Origin of the sequence: Albidovulum litorale, assembly GCF_025751495.1 — a bacterium.
Lineage (GTDB): Bacteria > Pseudomonadota > Alphaproteobacteria > Rhodobacterales > Rhodobacteraceae > Albidovulum > Albidovulum litorale.
Map to the genome: position 1 here is coordinate 356,620 of NZ_JAOWKZ010000002.1, position 13,935 is coordinate 370,554.

13 protein-coding genes are annotated in these 13,935 nt (G+C 63.8%); 9 read left to right on the top strand and 4 right to left on the bottom strand.

Annotated elements, in window-relative coordinates:
* Window position 1: 1 nt before the first annotated feature.
* Complete coding sequence (locus OEZ71_RS07630; RefSeq protein ID WP_263739350.1) at window positions 2–1,441, bottom strand: 1-acyl-sn-glycerol-3-phosphate acyltransferase; 1,440 nt, start codon at window positions 1,439–1,441, stop codon at window positions 2–4.
* A 168-nt stretch (window positions 1,442–1,609) separates the two neighbouring features.
* Between OEZ71_RS07630 and OEZ71_RS07635 the strand changes: the two genes are divergently transcribed.
* From OEZ71_RS07635 to OEZ71_RS07645, 3 genes are all read left to right on the top strand, one after another.
* Complete coding sequence (locus tag OEZ71_RS07635) at window positions 1,610–2,236, top strand: hypothetical protein (protein ID WP_263739352.1); 627 nt, start codon at window positions 1,610–1,612, stop codon at window positions 2,234–2,236.
* 123 nt (window positions 2,237–2,359) lie between these two features.
* A complete protein-coding gene (locus OEZ71_RS07640) occupies window positions 2,360–4,330 on the top strand; it encodes a protein meaA (protein WP_263739353.1) in 1,971 nt (656 codons plus the stop codon).
* Between the two features lie 15 nt (window positions 4,331–4,345).
* Window positions 4,346–4,831, top strand: coding sequence for a hypothetical protein (locus OEZ71_RS07645; RefSeq protein WP_263739354.1), 486 nt, complete (start codon window positions 4,346–4,348; stop codon window positions 4,829–4,831).
* Window positions 4,832–4,928: 97 nt separating this feature from the next.
* On the opposite strand, the gene bhcR is transcribed toward OEZ71_RS07645, so the two are convergent.
* Window positions 4,929–5,738 (bottom strand): HTH-type transcriptional regulator BhcR, encoded by an 810-nt coding sequence (bhcR, locus tag OEZ71_RS07650; protein ID WP_263739355.1) that lies wholly within the window; start codon window positions 5,736–5,738, stop codon window positions 4,929–4,931.
* 174 nt (window positions 5,739–5,912) lie between these two features.
* Between bhcR and bhcA the strand changes: the two genes are divergently transcribed.
* The 6 genes from bhcA to OEZ71_RS07680 all read left to right on the top strand — a co-directional run bounded on the left by bhcA (window position 5,913) and on the right by OEZ71_RS07680 (window position 11,993).
* The gene (gene bhcA / locus OEZ71_RS07655) at window positions 5,913–7,100 is read left to right on the top strand and encodes an L-aspartate--glyoxylate aminotransferase BhcA (protein ID WP_263739983.1); all 1,188 of its coding nucleotides are present in this window, start codon (window positions 5,913–5,915) and stop codon (window positions 7,098–7,100) included.
* Complete coding sequence (gene bhcB / locus OEZ71_RS07660) at window positions 7,097–8,065, top strand: beta-hydroxyaspartate dehydratase BhcB (protein ID WP_263739356.1); 969 nt, start codon at window positions 7,097–7,099, stop codon at window positions 8,063–8,065. Before bhcA ends, bhcB begins: the two co-directional genes overlap by 4 nt.
* 10 nt (window positions 8,066–8,075) lie before the next feature.
* Window positions 8,076–9,239 (top strand): 3-hydroxy-D-aspartate aldolase BhcC, encoded by a 1,164-nt coding sequence (gene bhcC / locus OEZ71_RS07665; RefSeq protein ID WP_263739357.1) that lies wholly within the window; start codon window positions 8,076–8,078, stop codon window positions 9,237–9,239.
* A 77-nt stretch (window positions 9,240–9,316) separates the two neighbouring features.
* Complete coding sequence (gene bhcD, locus OEZ71_RS07670; RefSeq protein WP_263739358.1) at window positions 9,317–10,276, top strand: iminosuccinate reductase BhcD; 960 nt, start codon at window positions 9,317–9,319, stop codon at window positions 10,274–10,276.
* Between the two features lie 98 nt (window positions 10,277–10,374).
* Window positions 10,375–11,361 carry a type I glyceraldehyde-3-phosphate dehydrogenase gene (locus tag OEZ71_RS07675; RefSeq protein ID WP_263739359.1) on the top strand — a complete coding sequence of 329 codons (987 nt, stop codon included), beginning with the start codon at window positions 10,375–10,377 and terminating at the stop codon, window positions 11,359–11,361.
* A gap of 92 nt (window positions 11,362–11,453) precedes the next feature.
* Window positions 11,454–11,993 carry a hypothetical protein gene (locus OEZ71_RS07680; protein ID WP_263739360.1) on the top strand — a complete coding sequence of 180 codons (540 nt, stop codon included), beginning with the start codon at window positions 11,454–11,456 and terminating at the stop codon, window positions 11,991–11,993.
* Window positions 11,994–12,038: 45 nt separating this feature from the next.
* On the opposite strand, the gene OEZ71_RS07685 is transcribed toward OEZ71_RS07680, so the two are convergent.
* Together OEZ71_RS07685 and OEZ71_RS07690 are read right to left on the bottom strand one after the other, a co-directional pair.
* Window positions 12,039–13,385 carry a uracil-xanthine permease family protein gene (locus OEZ71_RS07685; RefSeq protein ID WP_263739361.1) on the bottom strand — a complete coding sequence of 449 codons (1,347 nt, stop codon included), beginning with the start codon at window positions 13,383–13,385 and terminating at the stop codon, window positions 12,039–12,041.
* A gap of 51 nt (window positions 13,386–13,436) precedes the next feature.
* Entirely contained in the window at window positions 13,437–13,928 is a 492-nt protein-coding gene (locus OEZ71_RS07690) for an ureidoglycolate lyase (protein WP_263739362.1), read from the bottom strand.
* Window positions 13,929–13,935 lie beyond the last annotated feature (7 nt).

A 13,935-nucleotide genomic window follows, 5' to 3' on the forward strand; every position in this document is an offset into this window, starting at 1 on the left:
CTTATTTTGTAATTTTATGTCTCGCCGGATCGAGAACGCTGCGTTTCGGTCGGGTTTTTCCGGTTCCCGATGCCGCAGGTGCAGCAAGATGCTGCTCCACGGCGGCGGCATAGAACCCGATCAGCGCCCGGTCCTTCGGCGGCACCGTGATCCGTCCGTCCTCACGCCGCACGATCTTGCGCAAGGTCAGGATGTCCAGCGCCCGCTTGATCGCCTTTTCCACCGACCCGTCCGGCAGTTCAAGATGCACACCCGCCGCGCCAAGCCGCTCCGCCAGCGCCTGCACCCGCTCGGTCAACGCATCCATCGGCAGATCCGTATCCTCACCGATTGCCGCCGAGATCAAGGGCACCGGCAGGACCGAGACATTGCGGGCGATACGCGCCATCATCTCGTCGGCCAGTTCGGCGGTGACATCCTTATGCGGGACGCGCAGGAACTCGGCCAGAGACAGGGGCGCGCCAAAACTGACCGCGGCCACCCCGAACTTCTCGAACCGCCCGGTCAGGACGCGCCGCACCTGCCGCCCGACGAACTTCACGATCGACCAGAAAGAGGCGCGGAACCGTCTGACCCCCATCGCATGGGCCGCGACCAGCACCCGGTCCTCGATGATCCGGTCATAGGAAAGCGAGACCGGAACGAAGACGACGTCCCGCCCGCCCTCGCGATAGCCATCGACGATATAGGACAGGATCCCAAGCTTCGGCATCCCTACCCGGCCATCAAGGCTCAGCCCCCCTTCCGGGAAGATCGCCTGCGTCACACCCTCCTCGGTCGCCATCTGCACGTAGCGCGCCAGCACCCGGCGATAAAGCTGGTTGCCCGATTTGCGCCGGATGAAATAGGCCCCCGACGACCGGATCAACCAGGAAAGCGGCCAGACCCGCGCCCATTCACCGACTGCATAGGACAGCGCCGAACGGCTGGCGGCAAGGTAAGTCACCAGCACGTAATCCATGTTCGACCGGTGGTTCATGACGAAAACCACCGTGTCGCCCTTGTCGATCCCGGCAATCGCCTCGGCATCGAACTGACCGACCCGGACCCGGTAGATCAGACGCGCCAGCCATTTCGCCGCCCGCGCGGCAAAGCCGAAATAAACCGAAGCCGAAAAGCCCGGCACAATCTCGCGCGCATAGCGGCGCGCGCGTTCCAGATGCACCGTCTCGGGTATGCCCGTCTCGGCCGCCTCGGCGGCGATCGCCTCGGCCACTTTCGGATCATGGGCAAGACGGATGATCATGTCGGGCCGCTTCATCAGCTTGAAGGGCTGGATCGGCCGTTCCAGCCGCGTGTTCAGCTTGGCGACGACCCGTTCCATCCGGTGACGAAAGAACCAGCGCACCGACGGAAACAGGAAATGCGATGCAAAGGTCACCCCGGCGAAGACGAGGATCAGCACGAAAAGCCAAAGGGGCAGCGTCACCGGTTGCAGCATCGTGAGGAAAACTGGCAGGAAATCCGCGTCACGTAAATCGCGGACATTGGATCACGGGAAATCCGCAAAACCTCACAGGGCCAGTGCAACCTTTGAGACTGTCCATACACGCTCAGTCAGCTACCATTTCCTTTTCAATGAAGTGACAGGAACAGGGAGGCACTGGATATGACGATACGGATAGTTCTGGCCGCCGCGATGGCACTCGGGGCAACCGCAGCGACCGCACAGGATGCAGGGATGAGCTTCTTCATCACCAGCGAAAACCCCGGTACCGGCGGCAATTTCGGCGGGATCGACGGCGCCGACGCCCATTGCGCCGCACTCGCCGAAGCTGCCGGTGTCTCCGGCAAGACATGGCATGCCTATCTCTCGACCAGCAGCGAGAATGCCCGCGACCGGATCGGTGCCGGGCCGTGGATGAACGCCGCAGGCGTCACCATCGCCGAAAGCGTGGACCAGTTGCACAGCGCCGACAACAACCTGACCAAAGAAACCGGCCTGAACGAGAAGGGTGAGGTCGTGAACGGGCGCGGCGACAACCCGAACCGGCACGACATCCTGACCGGCTCGATGCCCGACGGCACGGTGGCCGAGGGCGCGACCTGCGAGGATTGGACCTCGGCTGGCGAGACCACCGCTGGCATGGTTGGCCATCACGACCGCATGGGCCTCGACGAATCGGATGCCGCGAAATCGTGGAACTCCTCGCATTCCTCGCGCGGCGGATGCGGGCTGGAGGCCTTGCGCGGCACGGGTGGCGACGGCCTCCTGTACTGTTTCGCCACGAACTGACCATTTCACAGGCCCTGGTGCTGCGGTGCGGCTCTGAATTTTTTGCACCGCAGCATCTGGACGCGCAACATTCTTCCGTCTAGGTTCGCCAACAAGGAATTATGTTGCCGCGAGGTTTTGCCAATGACCGTCCAGAATGAGCGTGATCGCCCCTGGCTGTTCCGCACTTATGCGGGCCATTCGACCGCGGAAAAATCGAACGCGCTTTACCGGGCGAACCTCGCCAAGGGCCAGACCGGTCTTTCGGTCGCCTTCGACCTGCCGACCCAGACGGGCTATGACAGCGACCACGAACTTGCGAAAGGCGAGGTCGGCAAGGTCGGTGTACCGGTCTGCCATCTCGGCGACATGCGGACCCTGTTCAAGGACATTCCCCTTGAGCAGATGAATACCTCGATGACGATCAACGCGACCGCGCCGTGGCTTCTCGCGCTCTACATCGCCGTGGCCGAGGAGCAGGGTGCCGATGTGGCAGCGCTACAGGGCACCGTGCAGAACGATCTGGTGAAGGAATACCTCTCGCGCGGCACCTATATCTGCCCGCCGAAGCCCTCCCTGAAGATGATCACCGATGTCGCGGCCTACACGGCGGAACACCTGCCGAAATGGAACCCGATGAATGTCTGTTCCTACCATCTGCAAGAGGCGGGTGCCACGCCGGAACAGGAACTCGCCTTTGCCTTGGCCACAGGCATCGCGGTGCTCGACGACCTCAAGGGCAAGGTCCCGGCCGAAGGCTTCCCCGCCATGGTCGGCCGCATCTCCTTCTTCGTGAACGCGGGCATCCGTTTCGTCACCGAACTTTGCAAGATGCGCGCCTTCACCGAGCTCTGGGACGAAATCTGCCGCGACCGCTACGGGATCGAAGAAGAGAAATATCGCCGCTTCCGCTATGGCGTGCAGGTGAACTCGCTCGGCCTGACCGAACAGCAGCCCGAAAACAACGTCTACCGCATCCTTCTGGAAATGCTCGCGGTGACGCTTTCCAAAAACGCCCGCGCCCGCGCGGTGCAACTGCCCGCCTGGAACGAGGCGCTGGGGCTCCCCCGCCCCTGGGATCAGCAATGGTCGCTCCGGATGCAGCAGATTCTCGCCTACGAGACCGATCTTCTGGAATATGGCGACCTCTTCGACGGCAACCCGGCGATCACCGCGAAGGTTGAGGCGTTGAAGGCAGGCGCGCGGGATGAGCTGAAGACGCTCGACGCCATGGGCGGCGCCATCGCGGCGATCGAGTACATGAAGGGGCGGCTTGTCGAGAGCAACTCCGAACGCCTCGCCCGAATCGAGGCGGGCGAAACCACCGTGGTCGGCGTGAACCGCTGGACGGAGGCCGAGCCCTCGCCGCTGACCGCAGGCGACGGCTCGATCCTGACCGTCGATCCGGCGGTCGAAGTCGATCAGGTCGCCCGCCTCAACGACTGGCGCGGCAGCCGCGATCAAGCCGCGGTCGATGCCGCACTCGCCGACCTTCGCGCCGCCGCATCCGTCGGCCAGAATGTCATGCCGGCCTCCGTCGCCTGCGCCAAGGCAGGTGTCACCACCGGCGAATGGGCGGGCGTGATGCGGCAGGTTCATGGCCAGTATCGCGGCCCGACCGGCGTCTCGAAAAGCCCCTCGAACCGCACCGAAGGGCTCGACGATATCCGCGATGCGGTGGATCAGGTCTCCACCCGGCTCGGCCGCCGCCTTTCGTTCCTGATGGGCAAGCCCGGTCTCGACGGCCATTCGAACGGCGCCGAACAGATCGCCGCCCGCGCCCGCGACTGCGGGATGGAGATCAATTACGAAGGCATCCGTCTGACGCCCTCCGAAATCGTCGCGGCGGCAGGAGAGGCGAAGGCCCATGTCGTCGGCCTCTCGATCCTGTCGGGCAGCCACCTGCCCCTGATCGCCGAGGTGATGGGGCGGATGCGCGAGGCGGGCCTTGGCCACATCCCCGTCGTCGTCGGCGGCATCATCCCCGACGAAGACGCCGCAAGGCTGCGCGAAATGGGCGTCGCCCGGGTCTATACGCCCAAGGATTTCGAGTTGAACCGCATCATGTTCGACATCGTGGCACTTGCCGAACCCAAAGCCGTCGCGGCCGAGTAACGAGAGGAACACGCGGTGAAGCCCCGGGTATTTGCGGATGCGAATGAACCCATTCTGACCGCCTATGAGGAAGAGGTTTCGGGCGAGGCCTATTTCGCCGCGCTTGCCGAACAGCATGACGGCCGCGCCAGCGAAGCGCTGATGCTGATCGCCGAAATGGAGGTCGTGACCGCGCGCCTGTTCCGGCCCGTGATCGACGCGGCGGGGCTGCATCCGCGCAGCGCCGAAGAGCTTGTGCGCGAAGGGCGCGACGACGCCGAAGCGCTTCGCGGCACAAGCTGGACGGAGTTTCTTGCCAGCATGCGGGACGGGTACGACGCCTATGTGACGGAGTTCAAAGGGATCCGCGCCGCCGTCAAACCCGACTTCCGCCCCCATGCCGACCTTCTGATCGCGCATGAAGTCGCGATCATCGACTTCGCCCGGGCCGAACTGGCAGGCGACGGGAACAGCCTGTCCTACCTGCACCGCTATCTGGAAGAGGCGCGGTCTTTCGCGTGACCTTCATTAGGGTCGGCCCGTCACCGCGCCCGACACGTTGCCATACGTTTTGCCGACAGTTTGCCGACGCTTTGCGGACCGTGACATCGCGGCCCGGTCACGGGCTTCTTCCTCCGGTCGTCGCCGTCACCTCGTCGGCGGCGGCCCGCACCATTTCGCCGATCTCTCCGGTTCGCTCCAGCGGCAGACGGAAGGCCGGGCCCGAAACCGACAGCCCCGCCACCGGCTCGCCATAAGCATTGAAGATCGGGGCAGCGACGCAGCGCATCCCCTCTGCCCGCTCCTCATCATCCAGCGCATATCCCCGCGCGCGGGTTGCGGCAAGGTCGGCCAGCAGGTCCTCGACCTCGCCCACGGACCGTTCGGTGAAACGCGGCAAGCCATTCTTTGCAATAGATAAAATTCGCGACTCTGGGTACCAGGCCAGCAAAGCCTTGCCTATACCCGAGACATGCATCGGCCCCAGCGTGCCGGGCGGGAAGAAGGCGCGGATCGTCTCATGCGTCTCGACCTGGCTGAGGAACAGGACCTGATCGCGCATCTCGACACCCAGATTGGCCGTCTCGCCGGTCGCCCGCATCAGCCGGTCCATCACCGGCCGCGCCCGCTCAGCCACCTTGGTCCGGCGCAGAAAGGCCGATCCGACCCGGAACGCCCCGCCCCCCACATGCCAAAGCTGCCCGAGCTCCTCCATCTCGGCGAAACCATGGGTCTGGAACGTGGTCAGCACCCGGTAAACGGTCGGCGCCGACTGCCCCGTCCGGCTGGCCAGTTCCGACAGCGTCAGCCCGCCCGCCTCGCTGACCGCGGTCAGGATCATCAGCGCCCGGTCCAGCGACTGGATCGTATTGTCGGCCGTCTTGTCATGGAAACTTTTCGGGCGGCCCCGGGGGCGGGATTCGGCCATTCTGGGCCCTTTCCTTATATGGTCGAAAAACGATTTCGACACATGAAAAACAAATTTTTCTTATTTTTCAATATGGAAAGTATATTTTTCACATTACGAAAAATATTTTCGAAAAAATTGCACTCAGGCATGGCCAGGGTCTACGTTTGCCGCATCCCTGCAAAGAGGCCCGCCATGTCCTTCCAGAATCCGGTCTTCATTCCCGGCCCGACCAACATCCCCGAGGCGATCCGCAAGGCTTGCGACATGCCGACGATCGACCACCGCTCGCCGCTCTTTGGCGAGATGCTGCACCCTGCGCGTGCGAATGTGCGACAGGTGCTGCGGTCGGATTCGGCCGAGATCTTCTTCTTCCCCTCCACCGGCACCGGTGGCTGGGAAACCGCTTTGACCAATACGCTCTCGGCGGGCGACAAGGTCCTTGCCGCCCGGAATGGCATGTTCTCCCACCGCTGGATCGACATGTGCCGCCGCCATGGTCTGGAGGTCGAGGTGGTCGAAACCCCATGGGGCGAGGGCATCCCCGCCGCCCGTTTCGAGGCGATCCTGACAGCCGACAAAGGCCATCAAATCAAGGCGGTTCTGGCGACGCATAATGAAACCGCGACCGGCGTCCGCTCTGACATTGCCGCCGTCCGCCGGGCGATGGACAGCGCCAAGCACCCCGCGATGCTCTTCGTCGATGGCGTGTCCTCCATCGGCTCGATGGAATTCCGCATGGACGACTGGGGCGTCGATATCGCCGTGACCGGCAGCCAGAAGGGCTTCATGCTGCCCGCAGGCCTCGCCATCCTCGGATTCTCCGCCAAAGCGATGGCGGCGGGCAAATCGGCCACCCTGCCCCGCACCTTCTTCGACATCCGCGACATGGAGAAAAGCTACGCCGCGAACGGCTATCCCTATACGCCCGCTGTCGGCCTTCTGAACGGGTTGAAGCTGGCCAGCGACATGCTTCTGGCTGAAGGGCTCGACAATGTCTTCGCCCGCCACCATCGCATCGCCGAAGGCGTGCGCCGGGCCGTCGATGCCTGGGGTCTGAAACTGTGCGCCGCCTCGCCTGACCTCTGGTCCGACACGGTCAGCGCGATCCGCACACCGGACGGCTTCAACGCCACCGATATCGTGACGCGGGCCGCCAGGGAATATGGTGTCGCCTTCGGCACCGGTCTGGGCGAGGTCGCGGGCAAGGTGTTCCGCATCGGGCATCTCGGTTCGATGACCGATGTGATGGCCCTTTCGGGCATCGCGGCGGCCGAAATGGTCATGGCCGATCTGGGCCTGCCGATCCGCCTCGGCTCTGGTGTCGCCGCCGCGCAGGACTGGTACCGCCACGGCGCACCCGCGAAAAAGGCCGCTGCATGAAGGACTTGGACATGTATATCCCGACCTATCAGGACATGCTGGATGCCCATGAACGCATCAAGCCGCATATCCGCCGCACGCCGGTCCGGACCTCGGACTACCTGAACGAGCTGGCAGGCTGCCAACTCTTCTTCAAATGCGAGAACTTTCAGGAGCCGGGGGCCTTCAAGGTGCGGGGCGCGACCAACGCGGTCTTTGGCCTTTCCGACGAACAGGCCAAGGCCGGGGTGGCAACCCATTCATCCGGCAACCACGCCTCCTGCCTTTCCTATGCCGCCATGCTGCGCGGCATTCCCTGCAACGTGGTGATGCCGCGCACCGCGCCGCAGGCCAAGAAGGACACGGTGCGCCGCTATGGCGGGCGGATCACCGAGTGCGAACCCTCGACCTCCTCGCGCGAGGAGACTTTCGCCAAGGTGCAGGCCGAGACCGGGGGCGATTTCGTCCATCCCTACAACGATCCGCGCGTGATTGCCGGTCAGGGAACCTGTTCGAAGGAACTGATCGAGCAGACCGACGGGCTCGACATGGTCGTCGCCCCCATCGGCGGTGGCGGCATGATCTCGGGCACCTGCCTGACGCTCTCGACGCTCGCGCCCGAGACGAAGGTGATCGCCGCCGAGCCGGAGCAGGCCGATGACGCCTATCGCAGCTTCAAGGCCGGTCACATCATCGCCGATGACGCGCCGAAGACCGTGGCCGACGGGCTTCTGGTGCCGCTCAAGGACCTGACCTGGCACTTCGTGAAGACCCATGTCGCCGACATCTTCACCGCGTCCGACCCCGAGATCATCGAGGCGATGAAGCTGACATGGAAGCATCTCAGGGTGGTGATGGAGCCGTCCTCGGCAGTGCCGCTCGCCATCATCCTGAAGAATAAGGATTATTTCAAAGGCAAGCGCGTCGGGGTGATCATCACCGGCGGCAATGTCGATCTGGACAAACTGCCCTGGATGCAGGGCTGAGGAGAACAAGATGAACGCTCAGGACCGTTACGCCAATTTCGAAGTCGGCTATGACATCCCCGCCAAGCCGGGCATGGATGAGGCCGATATCCAGACCCCCTGCCTGATCCTCGATCTCGATGCGCTGGAACGCAATGTGAAGAAGATGGGCGACTATGCCAAGGCCCACGGCATGCGCCACCGCAGCCATGGCAAGATGCACAAGTCGGTCGATGTGCAGAAGCTGCAGGAAAGCCTTGGCGGCGCGATCGGCGTCTGCTGTCAGAAGGTCTCGGAGGCCGAAGTCTTTGTCCGGGGCGGCATCAAGGATGTGCTCGTCTCCAATCAGGTGCGCGATCCGGCCAAGATCGACCGGCTGGCGCGGCTGCCAAAACTCGGGAGCCGGATCATCGTCTGTGTCGACGATCTGGACAACGTGGCCGACCTGTCGGCGGCAGCTCAGAAACATGGCACCGAACTGGAGGTCTTTATCGAGATCGACTGTGGCGCGGGGCGCTGCGGCGTGACAACGACGCAGGATGTGGTCGCCATCGCCAAGGCGGTCGATGCAGCTCCGGGGCTGAAGTTCACCGGCATTCAGGCCTATCAGGGCGCGATGCAGCACATGGACAAATACGAGGACCGCAAGGCCAAGCTCGATACCGCCATCGCCATGGTCAAGGACGCGGTACAGGGGCTGAAGGCCAACGGGCTGGAACCGGAGCTTGTGTCCGGCGGCGGCACGGGCAGCTATTATTTTGAGTCGAATTCCGGCGTTTACAACGAGTTGCAATGCGGGTCCTACGCCTTCATGGATGCCGATTACGGTCGCATCCTCGACAAGGATGGCAAGCGCATTGATCAGGGCGAATGGGAAAACGCGCTCTTCATCCTGACGAGCGTGATGAGCCATGCCAAGGCCGACAAGGCCATTGTGGATGCGGGTCTCAAGGCGCAGTCGGTCGATAGCGGCCTGCCCTTCGTCTATGGCCGGGATGACGTGAAATACATCAAATGCTCGGATGAACATGGTGTGGTTGAGGACCCGAATGGGGCCCTGAAGGTCAATGACAAGCTGAAACTGGTGCCTGGCCATTGCGACCCGACCTGCAATGTCCACGACTGGTATGTGGGCGTACGGAACGGCAAGGTCGAAACCGTCTGGCCGGTCTCGGCCCGTGGCAAGGCCTATTGAGAAAACCTCCCTGAGACTGTGGGCCGGGTACGCCCGGCCCTCTTTTGTTACGACACTCTCTGACTGAAAGGTGCGCCATGCTCATCGTCCCCGAGGCCCTGATCGCCGGGCTCGTCACCGCCGAAGACGCCTTTGGCGCAATCGAAGCCTGCTTCGCCGCCATGGCGCGGGACGAGGCCTATAACTTCCCGGTCATCCGCGAGGCGCTTGGTGAAGGGCGGCAATACGGGTTCAAGTCGGGCCTTGACCGCGCGGGCGGCGTGATGGGGGTCAAGGCCGGGGGCTATTTCCCCGGCAATGCCGCCAAAGGCATGATCAACCACCAATCCTCGGTCTTCCTCTTCAATCCCGAAACCGGGCGGCCGACAGCGATGGTCGGCGGCAACCTTCTGACCGCTTTGCGCACCGCCGCCGCCTCGGCCATCTCCATCGACCGGCTAGCGCGGAAGGATGCGAAGGTGCTGGGCATGGTCGGCGCCGGGCATCAGGCCCAGTTCCAGCTTCGCGCCGCCGCCAAGGTGCGGGAGTTCGAGAAGGTCATCGCCTGGAACTACCACCCCGACATGCTGCCGAAACTCGGTGAGGTCACCGCCGAACTCGGCCTGCCTTTCGAGGCCGTGCCTCTGGACCGGATGGTGGAGGCCGACGTGATCGTCACCATCACCTCCTCCCCCGCTGCATCCCTCATGTCGGCCCATGTCAGCCCGGGCACGCATCTGGCCTGCATGGGAACCGATACGATCGGCAAGCAGGAGGTAGAACCCGCGCTCCTCGCCCGCGCGCGCGTCTTCACCGACGAGGTCGCCCAATCCGTCACCATCGGCGAGGCGCAACATGCCGTGGCCGCCGGGCTGATCCGGGCAGAGGACATCACCCCCATCGGCGCGGTTATCGCCGGTCTGGCCGAGGGGCGGCAGTCGGACGACCAGATCACACTCTTCGACGGCACCGGCGTCGGCCTCCAGGACCTCGCCGTCGCAAGCACAGCCGTCCGGCTCGCCGAAGAGAGAGGCCTTGCCATCAAGGTCGAGGTCTGAACGCGGGCACTGCCCCCGCGTATCGGGTACAAATTCGGGGTTTCGGACGATGCGCCTTCGTGCTTTGAGGGGGTAAAGCGGGCAGTCGGAGACCACGCATGACGGTTCGGGTGGCAATCAACGGCTTTGGCCGGATCGGGCGGTCGGTGCTGCGCGCGGCCCTGTCCGACCCGGCCCATGCCGATATCGACATCATAGCGGTGAACGATATCGCGAAGCCGGAAATGGCGGCCTATCTCTTTGAATATGACAGCACCTTCGGCCCATGGGCGGGTGAGGTGCGGCTGTCGGACGGGGCGCTGACGGTCAACGGGCGTCATATCCGGCTGACCGGCGCCCGCGACCTGTCGACACTCGACCTGTCCGGCATCGATATCGTCATGGAATGCACCGGCCTCGGCGGCGAACGCTCCTTCGCCGAGGCAGGGCTCAGGGCCGGTGCCGGGCGGGTGCTGGTTTCCGGGCCCTCGAAAACGGCGGATTTCACGCTCGTGATCGGCGCGAACGAGGAGCGTTTGTCCCCCGATCACCGCATTGTCTCGAACGCGTCCTGCACCACCAATGCGCTCGCGCCCCTTGCCCGGCTGATCGAGCGGCAATGGGGTGTGGAAACCGGTTGGATGACGACGATCCACTGCTACACTGGCAGCCAGCCCACGGTAGATGCACCGGGGGCCGAGTTCGCCCGGAGCCGCGCGGCGGCTTTGTCGATGGTGCCGACGACAACGTCTGCCCAGCGGCTCCTCGATGTGGTCCTGCCCGAAATCGCGGGTCGGATCGAGGGCGCGGCGGTCCGGGTGCCGGTCGCCTCTGTCTCGGCGGTCGATCTTTCGGTGATGACGCGGGCAAAACCGGACCGCGCCGCCGTGAATGCCGCGCTGCAAGACGCGGGCGGGGTGATCGGCTGCACCGAAAAGCCGCTCGTCTCGTCCGACCTGCGCGCCCGGCCCGAAAGCATCGTCATGGCCCTGCCCGAAACCCATGTGACGGCGGGCGGGCTGATCCGGGTCTTCGGCTGGTACGACAATGAATGGGGCTTTTCCAACCGCATGCTCGACGCCGCGCGGCTGATGGTCAGCCCTTAACGTTCCGCCGCAAAGGATTTCTCGGCCAGCCCGGTGCGGTTGCGCTAGGATGTCGGCCAAACCCGATGAGCAGAGCCTGAAAGGTGCCGCAAGTGACACCCCCAACCGCCACGATCGACCTCCGCATCACGCGGATCGAGTCGCTGTTCGAAACACTCGATCCCTCGCCCTTCCACGAACGGGACCTTGACCAGAAAGCGTTCGACTACATCCTCGGCTGGGCGCGGGAATATCCGTCCGACCACCGTTTCCACCTGCGCCTGCATCTGCCTGCGTCAGAGGCCGAGCGGGCAAATTCGGTCGATGTGGCAGCAGCGATCCGCGCGAATTTCGGTTATTGGATCGGATCGGTCCAGCGCGACCGACGCGAACAGTTCAGGCTTGGGCGGCGTTATGTCGCCATCGGCCTCAGCGTGCTTGCCCTCTGCCTTCTGGCAAAGCAGTCGCTGCCATCGCTGATGGGTGACACACCGCTGGCACGGTTCCTGGGCGAGGGTCTGTCGATCCTCGGCTGGGTCGCGAACTGGAAGCCGGCCGAGACGTTTCTCTATGAATGGTGGCCGCTCTATCGGCGTCTGGCGCTGCTGCGCCGGCTTGAGGCGGCCGAAGTGGAGATCGTGGCGACGGCCTAGAACCGCCGCCGCCACGCCAGATTGCCCTGCGGACCTGCCGCCGGATCACTCGTCGATCGTCTCGGGCAGGATCAGGTTCAGCACCACCGCGATGATCGCGGTTGGCAGAAGGCCCGAGGTCAGAAGAATCTGCGCCGTTTTCGGCAGGTGCTGCAACGCGCCGGGTTCAAGCTGCAACCCGAACCCGATCGAGAGCGCAATGGCAAAGATCACCATGTTGCGGCGGTTCCATGTCACGTCGGAGAGCATGTTGACCCCCGCCGCCGCGACCATGCCGAACATCACGATGACGCCGCCGCCAAGTACGTTGATCGGCACGGTCTGGATCACTGCCCCGATCTTCGGGATCAGCCCGCAGACGATGAGGAAGAGCGCGCCGATGGTGACGACATGGCGGCTCATCAATCCGGTCATAGCGATCAGGCCGACATTCTGGCTGAAGGAGGTGTTGGGCAATCCGCCAAAGACTCCCGCCACCGCCGTTCCAAGACCATCGGCAAAGGTCGCGCCTGCGATTTCCTTATCCGTCGCCTCACGCCCCGCACCACCCTTGGTGATGCCCGACGTGTCGCCCACGGTCTCAATGGCCGAAACGACGGCCATCAGGCACATGCCGATAATGATCGCGCCATTGATCTCGAACCCCCATTTGAAGGGCAGGGGCGGGGCGAACAGTGCAGCGCCGCCGATCCGGCCAAAATTCACCTGCCCCATCATCGCCGCAACGATATAGCCCGCGATGATGCCGATCAGGACAGCGGCCACGGCCATGAAGCCGCGCGTGAAGAACTTCAGTGCCAAGGTTACCGCGATGACGACCAGAGCGGGGAACCACATCGCGAGGGAACCGTATTCCGGCTTGCCGATCAGCGGCACACCGCCGGCCGCGTACTGAATGCCGACCTTGATCAGCGCGAGCCCGATCATCAGGACGATAAGCCCGGTCACCAATGGCGGCAGCGCGTAACGAATGCGGCCGATAACGAAGCCGAGGCAGAAATGGAAGCAGCCGCCGATGACAACCCCGGTCATCAACCCGGCGAGCCCAGCTGTGCCAAGCCCGGCAACGGCAGGGATCATGATCGGCACGAAGGCAAAGCTTGTACCCTGCACAATCGGCAGCCTTGCGCCCACCGGTCCCATGCCGATCGTCTGAAAAAGCGTGGCGATACCGGCAAACAGCATCGACATCTGGATCATGTAGAGCATTGGCGTCAGATCGTCCGAGCCAAAGCCCACCCCGGCCGCGCCGGCGACGATGATCGCGGGCGTGACGTTCGAGACGAACATCGCCAGCACATGCTGAATGCCCAGCGGCACCGCCTTCGCCAGGGGCGGCGTATAGTCGGGGTCGCGGAGTTGCTCCGCCGTTCCGATAGAAGCATCGGTCATGGCTCTCTCCCTCCTTTTCGCGCGTTTCGGACCGTTGACCGGCCTTCGTCATCAATTGGACGCCACGAGGAAGGGCGTCGGGAACCAGTGTTCATGAAGATTGGGTGTGTCGCCGATTCGGTCGATCACCGCGAAAAGTCCGGGGGCGTGAAGCGGCGTCAGCACACCATGCCAGGTATTGCGCAGGAGGTTGATCCCCTGTCCCGGCTGGGTCAGAAAGGCGCGCGGGCGGCCCGGTACGCCGCCCTCGTCTTCAGCGACGACCACAAGAAAGGGGTCCATCGACATCGGGATGAAAGCCTGCGATCCCTCGGGATGCCGTTCGACCATGTCGAGACGGTAGGGCAGCGCGCGCGGTTCGGCCCTGAAGATCGAGATCCCCGCCCGTCCCGCAGGACCGAAATCCATACGTGCCCGGTCGTGATAGCGCCCGCAGAGTCCCTGATTGATGATCCGGTCCGGATCGCCCGACGAGTCCAAAACATCGCCGAACGGGGCGAAGGCGGTTGCCGTCAGTTTTTCGGTCAGGATCGTCTCGGTCATCGGTTTC